Raw genomic sequence first — 18,889 nt, forward strand, 5'->3', positions numbered from 1 at the left:
TGGCTACACCTCAAAAAAATAGTGATTTTCTATAGATGTTCTGTTCTCATTTTCATCATTTATCAACAGATACTCTTTAGATACATATGGTTTTACTATCTTGTAATACTCTTCATTAATCTCTTCATCAGTAGACAGAATAATTACTTGTTCACTGATGTTAGGGAAAAATTTTTCAGATATTTCTCGTCTATGATTTGCATCTATTCTTGCATATGGCGTATCAATTACAAATGGTATATTCTGACCAGAGATTTCAATAATGGCCCAGTATAATGCAAGAATGAAAATTTGACGTTCTCCCTTAGACAGTCTGCCTAGTTCAATCTTTTTATATAAATGAATCTGTTCATTGCCAATATCAGCTTCTGAAATATTTTTAAGTTCGTTAAGTGAAGACAATTTCAATAATTTTATAAGTTTCTTCTCTCCTTTTGCTCCTATCAAGTTTGTAAACTCTGAGTTTCCAAGATTTCTATATAATGTCAAAAGCTCCTTACTGCTGTAAGTTTCATCTTGATAGAGATTGAAATCAAAATTCTTGCCAATCTCTATATGCGTAATAAGATTATTCTTACGATAGATAGTCTTTAGTTTCTGAACTATTGCTTTTTCAAGCTGATTTCTTATACTAAGGGTCTTCTCTTCCAGGAACTGTTCCATCATCGTAGATATTCCAGCACTTAATTCATACACATGTTTATTCTGTGCGTTAGATTTAAGTGTCTGCATCGCCTTATCTCTAATCTGTTCTTTTATCTGTAATTCTCTACCAATATCTTCTAACCTATGTTGAGCTTCAAATAATTGTCGTGTCAGATCATCCTTCTTTTTGAGTATTTCATTCTCTTTTTGTGCAAAGGCATTAACATCTTCTTCACACATTGAATTTTTCAAAATACGATTTATTTCTGCTGTTCTTTCAGATGCTTCTTTCCGACGCTTGATTGTCTCTATCATAGTTTTGGCATCGAAATCTTCAAGTGCTGATACAATTCCATTCACTCTACCAATATCTTCTTTAGATAAATCAAACATCATTTCCATACCATCATGAAAACCTTTCGGTTTGAATGTATCAAGTAGGTGTTCTATAAGCTGATTAATTTTTTCATCTGATACATCATCTTTTAATAACTCTTCAATTGCATTTCTCTTCAACTTACTCTGAACATAATAAAATATCTCACCTTTTTCCTCTAAATCCAGCTGGGTCATAATTGGATCAGCAAAGTCTTTCAAGATATAAAAAGGCATCAATCCTTCGACAAACATTTTAATATTTGTCAATGTTTCCGTCTTGGTTTTTTCAGCCTGGCTATACTCGTCCTCAAGTTGTTTTTTCTCTTTTCTGGATATTCCTCCCGCATTTTTGAAAGAAGTCTCTAACTCTGTAAGCTGTACTTCCACATCTTCTAAATCCTTCGTCAGCTTACTTACATCCATTTCTAAATGTTCCTTTTCGGACTCCATTGACTCAATCTCTTTTTTTGCACACTCATATTCTTCAAACGTATTGTTATCCTCGCTTAAATTATTTTTTGATACATAACCATGTGTGTACTTTCTAATAATTTCAAACACATCCATTCCACACAATGTAAAAACAGCATTTTTTACATAAGTGTTATAGGCGCTGGTTGAGAATATATTTCCTACTTCCTCTCCATCGAATAAAAAGAACTCAAACAAATCCGGTGGTATTATGCTCTGTAAGTAGTTTTCAAAGTATGATAATTCCTGCTCATCTAGTTTTATGCCATCTTTTTCAACTGAATATTCTTCAGTCAACTTTTGAGCAGTATAATTCCACTTTCTAGTGATGATATAACTCTTAATTTCTCTTTCTATCTTGAGTTCCAGTGTAATCTGTACCTCTGCCTCTACAGTTTCCTGCTGAAATGCTTTTGAATTGATTAAATCCTTAATTTTTGATGTGTAGTGAGGATTTGCTCCAACATATCCATATGCCAGTGGACCATATAATGCAACCTTTATGGCTGTAAAAAGGGAGGTCTTACCTGCACCATTCTTTCCACCGATAAGAATAATATTTTTCTTTTTGTCCGTTACCTCAAAATCAAACTCATTATTGCCTTCATAGGAGCTGAAATTATATAATTTTACTTTATTGATTTTCATTTTCAATCTCCTCAATTATCTCATAATGTAACCACTGCTGATTAAGTAGCCGATCCATTCCATCCCTTAAAATTCTCTGGTTGGAATAGTTTTTATTTTGATAAACAGATAACAGCAAATTACGAACCAGCTCATTTGGTACATCATTTTTCTCTGCCAGCTTCTCTAATTCATTCACAGTTTCACTGTCAATCAATGGTTCTTTATAATCATACCACGGAAGTTTCTCTCCTGTGATTTCTTCATATAATTCTACTAACACCCTTCGTGACAAATCCAATTCCTGATCCCATATTTCATCAATTGCTTTTAATTCCTCCAATGTAATTAACTCATATCCCATCGTCTTCTGTGTTTCCAACAATCTTCTTAAAATCAGCTTTCTTGCTTTCCAATTAAAAGGTCCAAATCCCATATTGCCCTGCTTATCTTTATAAACAGTACCATTTCTTCTCTTTTTCTCGCGATATTCTTCATTATCACGAATACTCATCAACCAGCTTCTGAATTCTGCAAGTGGAATTAATTCTCTATGCCCACTTTTGATAAAACCATTTAAAGACTTATCTTCTTTTACTACAGTACATACCCAACATCCAAAACGTGAGTTACCACAGCTTTGTGTCTGTCCTCCAGCCTGCACGCCTGCAAAAGGACATTCACCACTATCTGCATCAGCATACAGTGAAACCAACTCACTATTATCTGATCCCCATGGAGTTCTGCCCCCATCACATCTAAGTAAAACATCCCATACATCATCTGTTGTTAACTCAACTATTGGATTGTAAACATATGCATCCTGAATTGTTTCATGGCGATTTAGAAGTCTGTTGGCTAATTCTCTACCTTCAATTCTTCTCTTTCTTGCAATACTTTCAGCCTTTCTTACTCCAAGAAGAACAACAACCTCTTTCCCTTCGTCGTCGATGACTTTCTGTATATACTCACCACTTGGATTTATTTTCAATCTATCTGTACACCATCTAAATGTTCCATTCATTCTAGGCGTTGGAAATCCCCTACCAATAACATTTGCCCAAAACGAGTTATTAGCTGGTGGTGTTACCATTGCAGATTTTATAGGAAGCCTATCTCTATCAGCAGCTTCCCCTAGTAATTCATTCATTTTACTCAAATAAATCTTAATAAGCGGATTTTCAATCAATGTATCTGAAGATACAATATACACATTTTTGTGTCTTTCTTCAGGACTTAGACCTAATAACATCTTATATACAAGTTCAACAACTGTTGTAGAATCTTTGCCACCGCTATATCCAATAACCCATGGTCTGTCGTCGGATTTGTATACATATCTAATTTCTTCAATCAGCTCCTCTAACGTATTTTCGTTAAAATAACTATTCGCCATCCTTATCACCTCTTTGTTGAGCCACTTCATTCAGCAAACGTAAGCTCAACTCTTTCTTTGTGTCGTCCATTGTTTCAACGACATTTAATATCTGCTGTTCATAGCTGCTTTCCTCAGTGATAAGTGTTTTCCTACCAACAAGTTCATCTAAAGAAATCTTGTATAAATCAGCTGCACCATGTAGAAATTCCACATCAGGTGCCGTGGTATTCCTTTCTATGTTACTAACAATTTGCTGAGACAAATTGAGAGCATCCGCTAATTGTTTTTGTGTGTATCCATTTTTCTTTCTCAGTTCAGATAATCTGCGTCCAATTTCCATAGAAATGCCCACCTTTCCAATTTTTTATTGTACTATAATTAGGCCATTTTTACAAATAAATTTTGTATTCTACCACTTGACTAACAATATTTTTGTATTATAATAGAAATACAAATATTTTGTTAGTTCAAAACAAATAAGGGAGGTTGAAAACAATGTTTGTTTGTAAAATATGTGACAAAGAATATGATGATAACATGCGTTATAGTCGTGATTCCCGCTATTGTAAGAAATGTGGTGCTGAACACGCTGAGTACCTTTCATATCGCCGTGATACTTTAGCCTCTTTGCGTGCAATGCCCCTCGAAGCCAAAATAATTCAGACCCAATTTCTTATCAATCAAGCTATAAGAACTTTCGGTGAAAAGCATTGTTATATTTCATATTCAGGCGGAAAGGATTCTACGGTGTTATCTCACATAGCCAAGCAGCTGTATCCTAATATCCTACATCTTTTTGCCAACACTACAAATGAATATCCAGAGACTCTTAAGCATATCCAATGGGAAATCAATGAGAACCATACCAATATCATCACGGTATTCCCTATAGATGCCAAAGGCGAGATGTGGAATTTTAAAAAAGTTGTAGAAAGATATGGATATCCTATGTTTTCCAAACGTGTATCAAATGCCATCAGAACCTATCAACATGCTAGAACCGAACAGACTAAACAAAACTCGATAGATTATATAAACAGAAATTTTAGAAATATGATAAATATAAAGAATTACCTATATCTGATAAATGCTGTGAAAAGCTCAAAAAAGAACCACTCCGCCGTAAAGCCAAAGAACTAGGAATGGAATGTGTAATCTTAGGTATTCTTGCATCAGAAAGTTATCAAAGAGAAAAAGACTGGCTTGAAAATGGTTGCAATGTATTCTTCAAATTCAAAGACAATCAATGTAAACCTCTCTCTTTTTGGACAGAAGGTGATATTCTTGAATACATTGAAAAGTATAATGTCAAGGTATCTGATTTGTACAATATGGGATACAAACGAAACGGTTGCATGTATTGCGGATTCGGTGTACATCTCGAAGATCCAGAATCAAATCGTTATAAAAAGCTTAAAGAAACACATCCCATACAATATTCCTATTTTATCAGTAATTTTGGTGGTTTGATGATTGAATGTGATGTAGCCGTATAGCAAAAAGCTTCCAGAGTGACTAACCATATATTGGTTTCTTTCTCTGGAAGCAATCCGTCAAAAACAAAACTCTCAATACTTATCTGCCTTTACTTTCTCTAACCTTTGGCATGCTCTTCTGTAATGTTTCCTGCGTCACATTCGTAGCACCCCTAGCCTCAAATGCATCCGCATTATACTGATACTCCTGCAGCTCGGCAACCATTGGAGCATACACAATCTCAGTCTCAACTCTCTCAGCTTTTGCTTTATCTGGCTCTACCTGTTCCTTGTCCTTCGTATTCTCCATACACTTTTCCTTATCAATCTGCACATTCATTGCAAGATTATCCAGCTTATCAATAGATGCATCCAAATGAAGTTTCATTGATACAAGCATCTTTTTTACTTCTTTCATTGGGCTAAGCACTACCTTTGTTATGATATGCCTCTGCTCCTTCTTTGCATAATCTACCTCTGGCTTATCAGCAAAAGTGCGGAATGCATTGGCTACTGTCTGTCCAGCCTCACGAAATCCTTTTGCAAGCAGTACAGTCCTTGCTATATCCTTGTCCGTAGATACAATCGCATCTTTTACAGACTCACGTACATTAAGAAGTCTTTTCTTAATCCCTAAGAATTCCGATACCCTGTATAATGCAGCTCTGCCTTTAACCTTCGCCTCGTCCACAATACTCCTTGCAGTAAACTTGACCTGTTCCTTTACCTCAAATATCTGTGATTTTATCTGCTCACATCTGGTATTAAGTCGCTCCTGTGCCTCTGATAATGCCTTTTTTGCATTATTGATAAGTGTATCTTCCTGCATCTCCTTGATCTGATTCTGCATATTGGTAAGTTCTTCCATCATGGAATCAATCTTTTTCTCCAGACCATCCACATAACTGCATATTTCAAATACATCATTTGCCTGCTCTTTCATGGTATTCTTTTTTAGTAATTCGAGAAGTTCCCTTATGACCTCCTCATTTGTAAGTGTCTTTTCTGCTTCCATCTGTTTTCCTCCTTGTATACGGGGCAGCACTGGCCGCCCCTTGTGTTTAATTATCGAAAGGGTGTAGCCTCTTTGTCCTTATCCTTGTCAGGATTACCATGATGTTTCTCTGCGCTCTCCCTTGCCTTTTCGTTGCTCTTATCCTTTGCTTTCTCATATTCGGAGATAATCTTGTTATAAAGCTTCTCTCTGAAATCTTTTGTCACCGGATAGCAGACATCCTGATAAATTGGCTTACCCTGCTCATCCATCTGCTTTGTCTTATACGAAGGCATTGAAACAAAGATTTTCTCTTTACCCTGAAGGATGTTGACATTATTTACAATGAAACTATTTTCAAAGTAAATTCGTGCCAGTCCCTTGATATTGCTGCCTTCTTTCTCATAAGGTGTCACAGTTACGGAAAACTCTGGCATTTCCTGTACTTTTTCCTGTTTCTGTGTCTCTTCTTTTTCCGGTTCCTTGATTCTTGCATAGGCATCAAGGATATTTGTGTAAAGTTCCTCTCGAAACTCTGCTGTGATAGGATTGCATACATCCTTATAAATCACACCATTGCTTTCGTCACGCTCATTGGAGCGGTATCTTGGCATGGATACGAAAAGCTCTCCCTTATCCTTATTCTCAAGGATTGCAATATTGGTAATCTTAAATGAATCCCCAAATACTACTGTTGCAAATCCCTTGACATTACTGCCCTCTTTTGCTCTTACTTCGTTTACCTTAATTGAATACTTCATATGCTATTCCTCGCTTTCTTTTTCCACTTTGTTTTGCTCAGGTATGATTAGCTCACACCAAAGTTGTTCTATTTGTCCGCCTGACAATCTGCCATTTAACCAGTTGCCAAGAGTAACAACAAATCCATCCTGCTCATAGTAGAGCCACTCCTGTGTCTCGATGTTTCCCTCATACACGATAGTCACATCAAAGTCAGGCATAAATAATCCTTCCTCTTCATCCCATATACAGGCTACTCCCTGTCTGAGAGAAAGGTTTAGACTTTCGATATACACATACCAGCCACTTATGACCAGCTGCATATCATCGTCAATCTCTGCAATATCATCATCTACATCTATAAGTTCATCCATCTCTGATACTGCTTCTTCCACATCACACAATCTGTATCTTTTATTCATCAGCTGCCTCCTTATATCTGCACTTGACCACAAAACGCATGGTTCCTTTCTGTGAACAGGTAAAAAGAGTTAATTCCTTTTCCTCGCCCTGCGTCTTGATGCTGTTATCATAAGGATTTACCACCTCAGTTTCTGCCACCTCATAGATATGTGTCTGTCCCTTTTTGTCGATTATTGCCACTTCATCACCTATCGAAATCTGATTAAGTTGTGTAAAAAATGTGCCATATCTGCTGCCATTGTGACCGCATAATACACAATTACCCCTCTCTCCAATTCCTGCTGTCTCAGGTATATGACCAATCCCTGCATTAAGAACTGCTGAACCCGTCCCTTCCATCACCGGGTATCTGATATCTATACTCGGTATCTCAATAATGCCGATGACATTGCCTTCTTCCAAAATGGCTTCATCCTCTTTACTAATGGAGGTTTGCTCTTCCTCCACATCTTTCTTTTCATCCTGATCATCCTCCAATGTCCGCTCAAACTCGCTTATAAGCTGTTCTGTCTGTTTTTCCCCGGTTGTACGCCAGAAAAAAGGGACTGCCATAATGGCAATCCCTGCTGTAATCAGTAGTCCTGCGACTACTTTTCTTATGCTCATATAATCCACTCTCCTATCGTATTCTGCCCTCTCTGTCGGCTGTATAAGTGCCTTTATCCTCTGCTACAATTCCTGCAGATTCTACCCTGTCATCAGCTTCTCTTTCCTCATCAGGTCCGCCAAGATCAGCATCCATAGCCTTTGCATTTTCAAGGTCAAGCTGGGCATTCAGCTCACATTGTCTTGCAAGCTTTTCCTCCAGTTCCTCGCTGTATGCAAATGGCTTGTCATACTCAGCCTTTGATGCTTCAAGGTCATTCTGGTACTGCTCAATCTTCTTTTCTAAGAAATCAATATTCTCATGAAGTCCATTGAACAGATTTTCAAGTTTCACCATACTGCCGACCGGACTTGTTGAAAGCTCAGCTTTATACTCTGTCTTTCCACGAAGCACCATATAATTGATGCCAAGGAAATTCTTTTCTACAAGCAACTCAAATCCATGAAACTTACCTATTGCAGTTGTCTCACCTGTCTTACACTTACTGATAGCTTCAAGCATCATGGTTCCGCCATCCACTCTTTCTGTGTAAGTTGCCTTGCCTATGGTAATGGCAAACTCCGGATTATCAATCAGCTCCTTATCCCTTGCCTTTACATCCTCTCTGACATTTGCAAGTTTTTCTGTTGCAGACCTTATAAGTTTTGGATACTTAATCATAAAGTTATCCTGCAAGCCATATCTCTGATTGTCATAAGATGCCTTTAAAAGCTTAAGTCTCTAGACATCATTATCAATCTCCATCTTTTCTTTGATTAACGGATTGCCAGTTGCAACCGCCTTAATCTCTGCATAAGAAAGAGTTGCCTCGTCGATATCCTCACAACTTCGGCTTACTGCCTTGCTGGTCATAACCTGACTAATAAAACGCTGCTTATTCTCCACAAGCGACCAGTTGTATGCATCAAAGGTTCCTTTGGTAACATATCTGTATATTGCAACTTCCTTGTTTTCATTACCCTGTCTGATGCCTCGACCTTCTCTTTGCTCGATAGATGAAGGTTTCCAAGGACAATCTACATGATGCATAGCAACAAGGTGTGTCTGTACATTAACTCCGGTTCCGCACTTGTCAGTCGAACCGATAAGTACTTTTTTCTTACCTGTCCTCATCTCCTTAAAAAGTGCGTCTCTCTGTGCATCCGTCTTGGCATCATGGATAAATGCTATCTCATCTGCGGGAATACCATACTGGATAAGTGTCTCCTTCAGATAATCATAGATAGTAAAGTCCTTATCCGGTCCCGGTGTGCCGATATCCGAAAAAATAAGCTGGCAGCCTATATGACCGTCAGCATTTCCTTTCTCATATTCTCTCCACACATTCTCCGCTACCTTGTTGAGCTTTCCATCCGGATTATTTGGAGCATCCTTATCAATCAGTCTTGCATCCGTTCCTAATAGTCTTGCCTCATGAGTGATCTTTAAAAAGTTGTCCTCACTCGGATCAACTCCACCACCTCTGATACGCTCTGCTCTTGCAACAAAGTTTTCCATGACCTGCTTTACATACCAGTCCGGCTCTGACTCCACAATGATAGGCTTACCGCCACGAAGATCCGGTACATCAAGGTCAAGCATGTCTGCTGTCTGCACATCGGCTACCTCACGGAAGATATTCATAAGCTCTGGCAGATTCGTAAATTTATTGAATCTGCTCTTAAATCTAAAACCGCTTCCCTCAACAGTAAGCTCCAATGCGGTAGTCACCTCACCAAAGTTTGCAGCCCATGAATCAAAGTGATAAATTCCCATCTCTTCAAGAGCCGCCTTCTGCAAGTAAAGCTGCATAACATACATCTCACACATTGTATTGGATATTGGTGTACCGGTTGCAAATACAATGCCTCTGCCATCATTTATCTCTGACAGATACTGACACTTAAGCTGCATATCCGTTGACTTCTTAGCCCCTGAGCTACTGATTCCCGACACATTATTCATCTTTGAAAATATGGCAAGATTCTTAAAATTGTGCGCTTCATCTACCATGATGGAATCTACACCAAGCTCCTCAAAGGTAATCAGGTCATCTTTTCTACTCTCATCAGTTAATGATTTTAGCTGTTCCTCCAGTTTTTTCTTCTGGCTCTCCATCTGCTTAACAGTCCAACGCTCTCCGTTACGCTCCTTCATCTCATCAATCGCATAACTGATTTCTTCAATCTGCTCATTAAGCATCCTCTCCTTTCTCTCTGCTGAGATAGGGATTTTCTCAAATTGCGAATGAGACATGATTATACAGTCATAATCTCCAGTCGCAATCCTTGATACAAACTGCTTTCTGCGGCTCTTTTCAAAGTCACGTTCCGTAGCAACCAAGATATTGGCTGACGGATAAAGCCTTAAAAATTCACTGGCTGTCTGACCGATAAGCGGCTTTGGAACTACCATGATTGTCTTATTGGCAAGTCCAAGTCTTTTCTGCTCCATACAGGCTGCCATCATCTCAAAGGACTTTCCTGCACCAACACAGTGTGCCAATAAGGTATTTCCTCCAAGAAGGATTCTTGCTACCGCATTTTTCTGATGAGGCTTTAACTCAATCGCCGGATTCATTCCCGGAAACTGCAGATGGCTTCCATCATACTCACGCAGGCGGATGTTATTAAATGTCTCGTTATAATACTCCACATACTTCTGTCTGCGTTCCGGCTCTGAAAACAGCCATTCCTTGAACTTTTCCTTGATCATGTTCTGCTTTTCCCTTGCAAGCATTGTCTCATTCTTATTGACTTCGTAATGATACCTTCCATCACCATCATCAATCCTGTCCCTGACTGTTACAGTTTTTAAGTTCAGTGTATCCTCAAAAATAGAATAAGCATCCATGCGGCTTGTACCATAAGTCTTAGTAGCTGCCACTGAATGCTTATCCATGCTTTTATTCTCAATGAACCATTCCATGCTCATTTTATTTAAGTGTACCTGAATACCCGAATTGTAATACTGGCTTCTGACAGCCCTTGCTCTCCTTGGTGTATTAAGCAGCTCATAGATAAACTGCTCATAATCAAACGGCTCAATCCAAGTCGTACCAATTTTTACATCAATATCCGAAGCTTCAATCCACTCCGGCTGCACTGACTCTAATGCTGCCACATTGCCTGCAAACCTCTCTGCCTGTGGATTATCGGTATCAGCCGCCATAGCCTTTGCTACACGAAGCTTATCCCTTACATTGCCCGACAGATATTCGTCCGCTGTCTCCCAGCCAATATCCGGGTTATTCTCGTTGTAACGGTCGGGATTAAGAAAAATCAGTCCTTCCAGTTCATTAACCAAAGCTGCCCTCTTTAATTCCATTGCAGCATCATCACTTAATGAAATCTCTTCCACCGGGTTACCGCTTTCCTTTGCCAGATTCTCCAATGCTTCAGATATATCCGGCTGATAGATAGAAAGCATATATGCAAGATTCACATACCCAAATTCATTGACTGACACATTTAAAGCCTCCACCGCAGTTTCCACTCTGTCTATGACAGTCTTTGCTTTAATCGTCTGCTTATAGAACATATCCGCCTTCTTCACCTCCCCGTCTTCGTTTACTTCCTCAAGACTGCAAAGAAGCGGGTAATCACTGTCATCTCGAAAGGCAATCCTATTTGCTTTTGAAGTAATGGCTCCATACTGCTTTACAAATGCATCATACTTTACATTAAGAAGTCTCTGTTTATCTGCAAGCTCTTCCTCGCTGCAGCCTTCCATCTGAATATCAATCAATTCTCTTGTTATCTGTCTGATTTCATCTAATTTTAAAATTCTCTCCTCAGCAGTCTGAGATACTTCTTTTCTTACCATCTCGGAATTTTCCCTGTAGTAGAGCTTTCCTTCAAAGAATGTGTAAGTATAATTTCTCACATCGGGATCTGCAGGAATGACTTCCTCAGCCTTTTCTTCACTATCTGCTGCCCTTTCAAAATCTGTCATCTGTGCTTTGGTATTGCTGATTGCCTTATTGAGTGCTTCATACATATTAAAGTTCTCATCATCATTCACACAGACTGTGTATCTGCTATCTTGTCCGTAAATTCTTGCATCATATTCCATATGACCAAGAATCATCTCCGGGTGTTCTGCAAAGTATGAATTGACTGCAATACCATCCTCAGTCACACCAAGGTGTACCCAGTCCGGCTCGATATCAATCTTTCTCTCCCTCTTCTGTAAGAACAGAATATCCGCAGTTACTTCGGTTCCTGCATTATCCTTAAATGCAGTATTCGGAAGTCTGATTGCTCCAACAAGCTCTGCCCTCTCTGCCAGATACTTTCTGATAGTAGGATTTGTTTTATCAAGTGTTCCCTTTGTGGTAATTACTGCTACCATGCCTCCCGGTCTTACCTGGTCGAGTGCTTTTGCAAGGAAATAATCATGAATACGGAAGTTATACTTGTTGTACTTTGGATCAAACACCTTGTAATCACCAAATGGCACATTTCCCACAACCACATCAAAAAAGTTATCTGGATATGTGGTATTCTCAAAACCTGTGATACTGATATTCGCATTCTGATAAAGCTGCTTTGCTATTCTTCCTGAAATACTGTCAAGCTCAACTCCATACAGTTTGCTTCGCTGCATAGGTACTGGCATACTTCCAAAGAAGTTGCCGATACCCATTGATGGCTCTAATATATTGCCACCTCTGAAACCAAACTGTACAAGTGCCGAGTTCATGCACATGGCAATCTCCGGAGAAGTATAAAAAGCATTATTTACAGTTGCCCTTGCTGCACTGTATTCATCATCAGATAAAATTTCTTTGAGTTCCTTATACTCTTTATTCCAGCCTGCATTGTTCTCATCAAATGCCTGTGATAATCCACCCCAGCCGACAAACTTTGACAAAATCTTCTGTTCCTCTGGTGTGGCAAGACGGCTCTCTGATTCTATCTGCTTTAAGGTACGGATTGCATCCATATTCCACTGGTATCTGGTCTTGGCTCCGCCCTTTTCCACCTCCCATAGGTTATAATGAAAGTTATGCTTTTCCTGCCCGGTAATATTCTTCTCAGTATCAAGGCTTTCTACTTGCTGTAATGACTCCTGCTTTGATGTTGAATCCACAGCTTCCTGCGATTCTATATCAGTCTGGATACCACCCGCAGATACTGACACTGTATGATCAGAAATTACATGTCCGTTCTCATCAATCTTAGTATTCCAGCCATTTGTAATCGCTCTTTCCCTGTTTTCAAGACGATTGGCTCTGACACTATCCTCAATATCAAAGAATCTTTTATAGACAGGATTCATCTTACTCCTGTCCGTCTGCTGCTTTGTTTCCTGATAATACTTTTTCTGATCTTCTCCACAGTAAAATGGCTGTTTTACCATATAGGATAAGATTTCATAAATTTCACGCCAGTCCAGTGAGCCTTCCTTACGCTCACCATTCCGGTTCTTATAGCTGAGCTTCACATAAGCACTTCTGATTGAATATTCCACAAGACCATACTTATTATTGGAATATGCTTTTCTTTCTGCATTATCTGCACCTAATGCTATATCCCTGATAAGGTCAAGTTTATTCGGCATAAATGCAAAGTCCGACTGCACCACATCCATTAGAAATGCCCTGAAAGGTGTATAACAGCTGCAATCTGATACCAGAATCTCTGCTGCATCACGCAGGTCTTCATCAAGTTCTGCTATTCGTTTGGCATAATCAATTGGTGTAATATACTGCAAATCAGACGGATCTTTTTTATTAGTCTCAGACTCAGCTTCAATCTCTGCACCATATTCAGCCATTGTAACCATACGTTCCTCATCATCAGCTTCCTGTGGTGTAATACGTTTGACTGCATAACTTTCCGGTTCATCAGGAATGGCATAATCATCAATCTCTGATTCTGCCTCTTCTGCTTCCCTGTATTCTGCATCAATGACATCATCATCTTCACGCAGTCCATCCATTGCAAGCTCGTCAATACGAGGTGTCTCCGGCTGATATTCTCCTGTAAGAATAAGAACTCCTAGCTCCTTTTCAATATCTTTCCATGAAACATATCCTTCAACCTCACCATCTTCATCTCTCCACTGAAAACGAAGTCCATTACCATGAAATGTGTCATATCCGTGCAGTCCCAGACCGTCAAGCGGCCAGCCTGCACCTCCCTGACCATACTCAGCTTTGATACGCTTTGCTCTGGTCCCTGCATCAATCTCTGTCTCATATATCTTACATACCCTGCTTTTGCCACCAATAAAGCCAGTTCCTCTCATAAGCACCTGTTTGATATACTCACTCGGAACTGTGGCTGACTTCTTAGGATTCAGATAATTATATTTACCAGCTAACGCAGCTTTTCTGTCCTGCTCGAACTGTCGCATAAACTGATTGCTGTTTTCATCCTCGGTATGAATAGCACCAAAGCTTGCCTGTCCATTCTGGTCGAAAAAAAAGGAAGCCTGTGTATATTCGGCTTCCTTACTAACACCCAATGAATTGATTTCATCAAGTTCTCTATTCAGTTCTTCTTTTGTTTCATCTCTTAGTGAAACTTCATTACTATCTGGTGGAGCACTACTTCCTCTGCCTGCATCTTCGCCTGTTCTCTCAGTTTCCACATCTCCATTGTCGAGGATGGATTCTGCGGCTTGTGCTTTTCCAGATACTGTTTCTCTAGCTGGTCGTACAGCTGATTCGCTTCCTCCTCTACCGCTGACATCTTCTCGTACATCATCCCGAATCTCATCAGAGTCTTGTATCTTTCCGGCTCGTTCTCCTCCAGATAATGCATCGCCATCCTTCCGTACTTGCCCAGCTTTTTTAAATTCTCCGCCTCGTCCGGCATTTCTATATCCGGATACATCAGTCCGTCCACCTCTGTGTAAGTCAGTCCATCTACCATAATTCATTCTCCTTTCGTTCTCAATGGTCTTTAAGTTACGACTAAATTCTCTAAGAACACTACAGGAGACATCGCATACAATGGAACCAAGACGGTAAACTATCTCTTCATCCCTGATGTTTACGATCTGACTAAAATCCTGTTCTTGCATAGATAAGTCAAATCCGCATCTCGTCCCTACAGCATACATGACACTTGAATAAACAAGCTGTTCCATGTTCATTTCCTGCTGTAAGCCATTGCGTTTTTCGTTGAATTCCTTTATCACACTACCTGATAGCTGCATAAGCTCGGTCATTCTATCCCCGAACTCTTCCTTTATTATAGTCCAAACATTTGTTCCTGTAAACTGTTTTAGTGTGTTTTTTAGAGACTCCTTATCATCGTTATCGTACTGCTCAATCTGACCTTCTGAAACAAGAAAGTCCATATAATCCTTTAGTTTCTCTCCCTCCAAGTCCCATGTCAGCTTAACATTCTTCCCTCCGGTATCACTGATATCAAATATATACCTCATGCGTGGATTCAGTGCCCTTGACGGGAAGATAGCGCAGCCTTTCGCACCACGCTTTACATATCTTCCCACCTTTTTCCAGGTATCATAATCTGCCATAAGTGTACTTTTTTCCGGAGGTCTCTGAGCTGTTACCATAACGATATTGTCAAATTCATAGCGGTATAACTGACCCGCAATCTTTAACACATCCTTCCAGTTCTTTTCTGATCTGGTGATGTTACCAATTTCAGAATCGTATATCGCTTTGACCTTCATATCAACGCCCATACCTTTGTCCTCCTCTACTTAAACATCTCTGCAAACAATCCCTTAAAGAGCTTTAACTCATCCTTATCCAGCTCGATTGCAAATTCATTGTCGATTGCCTGTTTTTCGCATTTATCCTTTTTCTTTGCAATCTTACGCACCACACGAAGAAGCACATAGCACTCCTTGGACTTTGCAATGCTCTGTTTAAAGGTCAGCTCATCCTCATCGACTGACTTCTGTGTCTGATAGATAATCTCTTTTAACTTATCATTGATACCATCTACTTCCTCAAGGGAAATAATAACGGATGCCTTAGAAGCACCCGATCTGTCCCACTCCTTATGAAGTTCCTTTACTAAAAACTCCATGTTCTTAATTACTGTTGTTGAATCACTTTTCATCTTGCTCTTCCTCCGTTTTCTTTTAATGAAGAAGGGAGCTGACCTTCGCTGATAGGTGCAAAATCAACTCCCTTCATGTCCTCTGCTCCAAGGACTATCTGCTCTGCATAATACATATCCATTGCCTTATTGATGGCATCGTCAAGCGACTCTGCCTTTACTTTCTGTACTCGTGAAAGCACTTCTTTTATCTCAACATCAAATTCCTGTTCCATATGATATCGCCTCCTGTAAAAATCTCATCACCGGCTCTTTTCTTCCTTTACCTGTCCTTCCTTAAAGCCTCCATCGAACTTTCCATCTTCCAGCCTGTCGTAAAAACAGTCCTCTTCAATCGTTCCAAAATCCTCATACATCTGGTGAAGGAAGTCATTCTGCAGCTTCTTCGGTACATCATCATCCTTTGACATATCCTGATAAAAATAGAACTTCTGCTTTAGCTTTGCCCTGTAATCATAGATATCCTCTATCTTTTCCGGTGTGCCATACTCCCTCTTGTATGCCTTGAAATTCGTGGTTGAGAGTGTGGAACCAAGATAAATGCCATGCTCCCACGATACCCCGATTGTGGTATTGTCCTTTGTAGGCTTCTCATCCTTCGGATAACGCTTATACTCTGTCGCACCAAGGGCGATTGTAAGGGAACCTGACTTCATATCCATCACCACAAGATTTCTTGGTGATAATGCTTCAAGCACCATGTAATCATGATCATTGAAGTTATGGAATGTCTGTCCCCTTTCAAATAATCTGTCCACACTTTCATAATGCAGGTTAAAATCATCTACCCAGCCCTTATCGGTCATTCCAATCTCCTTAAGCTTTGCAACACATTCATAAGAACTGGCTTCTTTATCAAACCGAAATTCTTTGGAATCGTTATAAAATCCCTGAAGAAAATGTCCCAGCTGAATATCATCCAGACAGAATCTCGCAGATACCGTTACATTTGCTGCCCTGTAATACTCTGCGAAGTTATCAGCATCACCAAGCGTCCTTCCCAGCTGCAACAAATTGTCTGCAAGCTCTGACATGTCATCAATTGCAATAAAACTCTTATAATCATCCAGAGTCATCAGCATATTTATCTCTGTTCCCCTGTCGTTTTCTGTTACCAGTATCATATCTTTTAATTCCATTCTTACCTCCAGTCTCAGAGAGGGACTATGCCCTCTCTGCAAATTTCCTGTTATGGTCTTCCTATCACAACAATCTTTCCTGTGCTTGCCACATCCCTGTAGACCACACCAAGACTTTCATTAAGTGCCTCTACCACCTTGCCATTTCCGACATATACTGCCACATGGCTGATGTTCTTATATCTTCCGTTGCTTGTAAAACTGTAGAAGATAAGGTCTCCCGGCTGTAACTCATCAAAGGAGACAGTCTTTCCGGCTTCATCAAGTCCTTGTGCCTCCGCTGCCGCTGTGGTTGCACCGCCATAACTAATATCCACGCCTGCATCTTTCCATGAGTAATATGCAAGAGAACTGCAATCATAATAATTGCCGGAATCTCTCATATCCTGACTGTATGGAAAACCAACTCTGTGAAGTGCATAGGAGCAGACTGTTTTCTGCCTGCTGTCTGTAATTTCGTTTAGGATGGCATTGATTTCATCCTCAGTCATGGAGCTTACTCCCGGACTTCCGCCTCCGCCGCCACTTCCGCTTCCGGCATATCCAAGCTGTCCCATAAACTCTGTGCTCATGATCTGCTCAAGCATTTCCACCTGATCAGAATTAAATCAATAGACCGAAATCATATCCCTGTACGATTTTAGTGTGACATTCACATACAGAACCGATTTTGTGACAGTAGTTACATTGCCATCTGCATCCGTTTCTTCCACATCCTTTGTTCCGGTGCTTGTGGTGTATGAACACATATCATTTACTACTGCCTGCAGCCAGCCTTTTGAAGTGTCATTCATGACTGTTGCAGTATCTCCGACACCATGCTTGACCATATAGACAGCCATGATGTCATAGTAATTGCTTGGGTTTTCTTCCATACCTTCATAATCCACATATACAAGCTCTCCAAGGTCATATCCGGTATGCTCATTCACTTTCGTGTTCACATCCCGGTTAAACTCCTGCACATAAGCACTCGTTACTGTCTGTACTGTATCTCCTGATTCAAGTGGTGGCAGAAATAAAGCAAATGGAGAATTATAAAGGATTGCTATCACCGCAATAACCGGAACCGCAATCATGGCTACTACAAGAACAAGTAATAAAAGCACCAATCCAATAATCGGTGCCGCTGCCTTTACCCAGGTAATCGCTTTTCGCACAATCAGATCCTTTACCAGCTTTGCCACGCTGTCTGTCTGATTCTCCTGTGCTTTCATCTTATCCAGAAAGAACTTTATCTTCCTGCTCCGGTTGGTCATCTTTTCATCCTTAACCTCTATGGACACACCTGCAGCATATCCGGCTGCCATGCCGATTGCAGTACCTACTCCCGGTGCAACTGCTGTTCCTGCCGCTGTAGCAGCTGCCTTTGTAGCAGTTTTTGTTGCAACCTTGGCAGTAGTCTTGGCTGTTTCTTTTGCCGTCTCTTTAGCTACCGTCTTGGCTGTATCTTTGGCAGCTTTCTTTGCTGTCTTTTTTGCCAGCTTCTTTCCTGCCTCTACCTTCTTGATACGCTTCTTTGCCTCTGCTGCCGCCTTTTTCCTGAAAAGTGCTGCACCCTTGGAAGCAGTTCCGGTAACAGGTCGGCTAGCTTCATATGCAAGATATGCTGCCTGCGATACCTCATGCCCGCCTTCCACCTGCTCTGTTACAGCTCCGGCTGCAAGTGCACCTGTTCTTCCTACTATGTGAAGATTGGTATTCTTGGTCTTGATGGAAGTGTTGGATTCTCTATAGTTTCGCTTGAATCTTGATAATCCCTTATTCTTCGCCTCTGACTGATGAATGGTGCTCTTGCGATAGGACTTCTTTTTATCATCAGATACCTTTGCACCGATAGTCTTAGGACCTCTCTCTACTGTATAGATGTTGCTGCCTTTAATCTTGGCTCCCTTTGGTTCGTGGGCATGAATCTTGGCTTTCTCCTTGGTGTGAATGACCATAGGCTTATCATCCACCTTTTTTATCTTCAATGTTCTCA

The 18,889-nt window shown here is 40.2% G+C and carries 14 protein-coding genes and 1 pseudogene; 2 read left to right on the forward strand and 13 right to left on the reverse strand.

Annotated features, from left to right (window positions below; all coding sequences use genetic code 11):
* Positions 1-3 precede the first annotated feature (3 nt).
* From ACTQ1L_RS04840 to ACTQ1L_RS04850, 3 genes are read right to left on the reverse strand one after another with little or no spacing between them, the layout of a single operon-like run.
* Positions 4-2,142 (reverse strand): AAA family ATPase, encoded by a 2,139-nt coding sequence (locus tag ACTQ1L_RS04840; protein WP_441365705.1) that lies wholly within the window; start codon positions 2,140-2,142, stop codon positions 4-6.
* A complete protein-coding gene (gene dndC, locus ACTQ1L_RS04845; protein WP_441365706.1) occupies positions 2,129-3,517 on the reverse strand; it encodes a DNA phosphorothioation system sulfurtransferase DndC in 1,389 nt (462 codons plus the stop codon). The genes ACTQ1L_RS04840 and dndC overlap by 14 nt, the downstream gene beginning before the upstream one ends.
* The gene (locus ACTQ1L_RS04850; RefSeq protein ID WP_441365707.1) at positions 3,507-3,839 is read right to left on the reverse strand and encodes a helix-turn-helix domain-containing protein; all 333 of its coding nucleotides are present in this window, start codon (positions 3,837-3,839) and stop codon (positions 3,507-3,509) included. Before ACTQ1L_RS04850 ends, dndC begins: the two co-directional genes overlap by 11 nt.
* A gap of 155 nt (positions 3,840-3,994) precedes the next feature.
* Here ACTQ1L_RS04850 and ACTQ1L_RS04855 point away from each other — a divergent pair, with 155 nt between their 5' ends.
* Positions 3,995-4,639 carry a phosphoadenosine phosphosulfate reductase domain-containing protein gene (locus ACTQ1L_RS04855; RefSeq protein ID WP_441365709.1) on the forward strand — a complete coding sequence of 215 codons (645 nt, stop codon included), beginning with the start codon at positions 3,995-3,997 and terminating at the stop codon, positions 4,637-4,639.
* Entirely contained in the window at positions 4,576-4,995 is a 420-nt protein-coding gene (locus ACTQ1L_RS04860) for a phosphoadenosine phosphosulfate reductase domain-containing protein (protein WP_441365877.1), read from the forward strand. The genes ACTQ1L_RS04855 and ACTQ1L_RS04860 overlap by 64 nt, the downstream gene beginning before the upstream one ends.
* A gap of 79 nt (positions 4,996-5,074) precedes the next feature.
* Here ACTQ1L_RS04860 and ACTQ1L_RS04865 read toward each other — a convergent pair whose 3' ends face one another.
* The 10 genes and pseudogenes from ACTQ1L_RS04865 to ACTQ1L_RS04910 form a co-directional block, all read right to left on the reverse strand.
* Entirely contained in the window at positions 5,075-5,989 is a 915-nt protein-coding gene (locus tag ACTQ1L_RS04865) for a DUF6674 family protein (RefSeq protein WP_441365710.1), read from the reverse strand.
* 50 nt (positions 5,990-6,039) lie between these two features.
* Positions 6,040-6,729: a SpoVG family protein gene (locus tag ACTQ1L_RS04870; protein WP_441365712.1), complete on the reverse strand. Its 690-nt coding sequence runs from the start codon at positions 6,727-6,729 to the stop codon at positions 6,040-6,042.
* A 3-nt stretch (positions 6,730-6,732) separates the two neighbouring features.
* Complete coding sequence (locus tag ACTQ1L_RS04875) at positions 6,733-7,131, reverse strand: hypothetical protein (RefSeq protein ID WP_441365714.1); 399 nt, start codon at positions 7,129-7,131, stop codon at positions 6,733-6,735.
* Positions 7,124-7,738 (reverse strand): class D sortase, encoded by a 615-nt coding sequence (locus tag ACTQ1L_RS04880; RefSeq protein WP_441365716.1) that lies wholly within the window; start codon positions 7,736-7,738, stop codon positions 7,124-7,126. Before ACTQ1L_RS04880 ends, ACTQ1L_RS04875 begins: the two co-directional genes overlap by 8 nt.
* A gap of 13 nt (positions 7,739-7,751) precedes the next feature.
* The gene (locus ACTQ1L_RS04885) at positions 7,752-8,399 is read right to left on the reverse strand and encodes a hypothetical protein (RefSeq protein ID WP_441365717.1); all 648 of its coding nucleotides are present in this window, start codon (positions 8,397-8,399) and stop codon (positions 7,752-7,754) included.
* A gap of 60 nt (positions 8,400-8,459) precedes the next feature.
* A complete protein-coding gene (locus ACTQ1L_RS04890; protein ID WP_441365718.1) occupies positions 8,460-15,386 on the reverse strand; it encodes a helicase-related protein in 6,927 nt (2,308 codons plus the stop codon).
* Positions 15,387-15,400: 14 nt separating this feature from the next.
* Positions 15,401-15,769 (reverse strand): hypothetical protein, encoded by a 369-nt coding sequence (locus tag ACTQ1L_RS04895; protein WP_055062784.1) that lies wholly within the window; start codon positions 15,767-15,769, stop codon positions 15,401-15,403.
* Positions 15,766-15,984, reverse strand: coding sequence for a DpnD/PcfM family protein (locus ACTQ1L_RS04900; protein ID WP_117715684.1), 219 nt, complete (start codon positions 15,982-15,984; stop codon positions 15,766-15,768). The genes ACTQ1L_RS04895 and ACTQ1L_RS04900 overlap by 4 nt, the downstream gene beginning before the upstream one ends.
* A gap of 27 nt (positions 15,985-16,011) precedes the next feature.
* The gene (locus ACTQ1L_RS04905; protein ID WP_441365720.1) at positions 16,012-16,908 is read right to left on the reverse strand and encodes a hypothetical protein; all 897 of its coding nucleotides are present in this window, start codon (positions 16,906-16,908) and stop codon (positions 16,012-16,014) included.
* Positions 16,909-16,958: 50 nt separating this feature from the next.
* Positions 16,959-18,851, reverse strand: a pseudogene (locus ACTQ1L_RS04910) (C40 family peptidase).
* Between the last annotated feature and the right edge of the window lie 38 nt (positions 18,852-18,889).

Origin of the sequence: Agathobacter sp. LCP21S3_B2 (genome assembly GCF_052118705.1) — a bacterium.
Lineage (GTDB): Bacteria > Bacillota > Clostridia > Lachnospirales > Lachnospiraceae > Roseburia.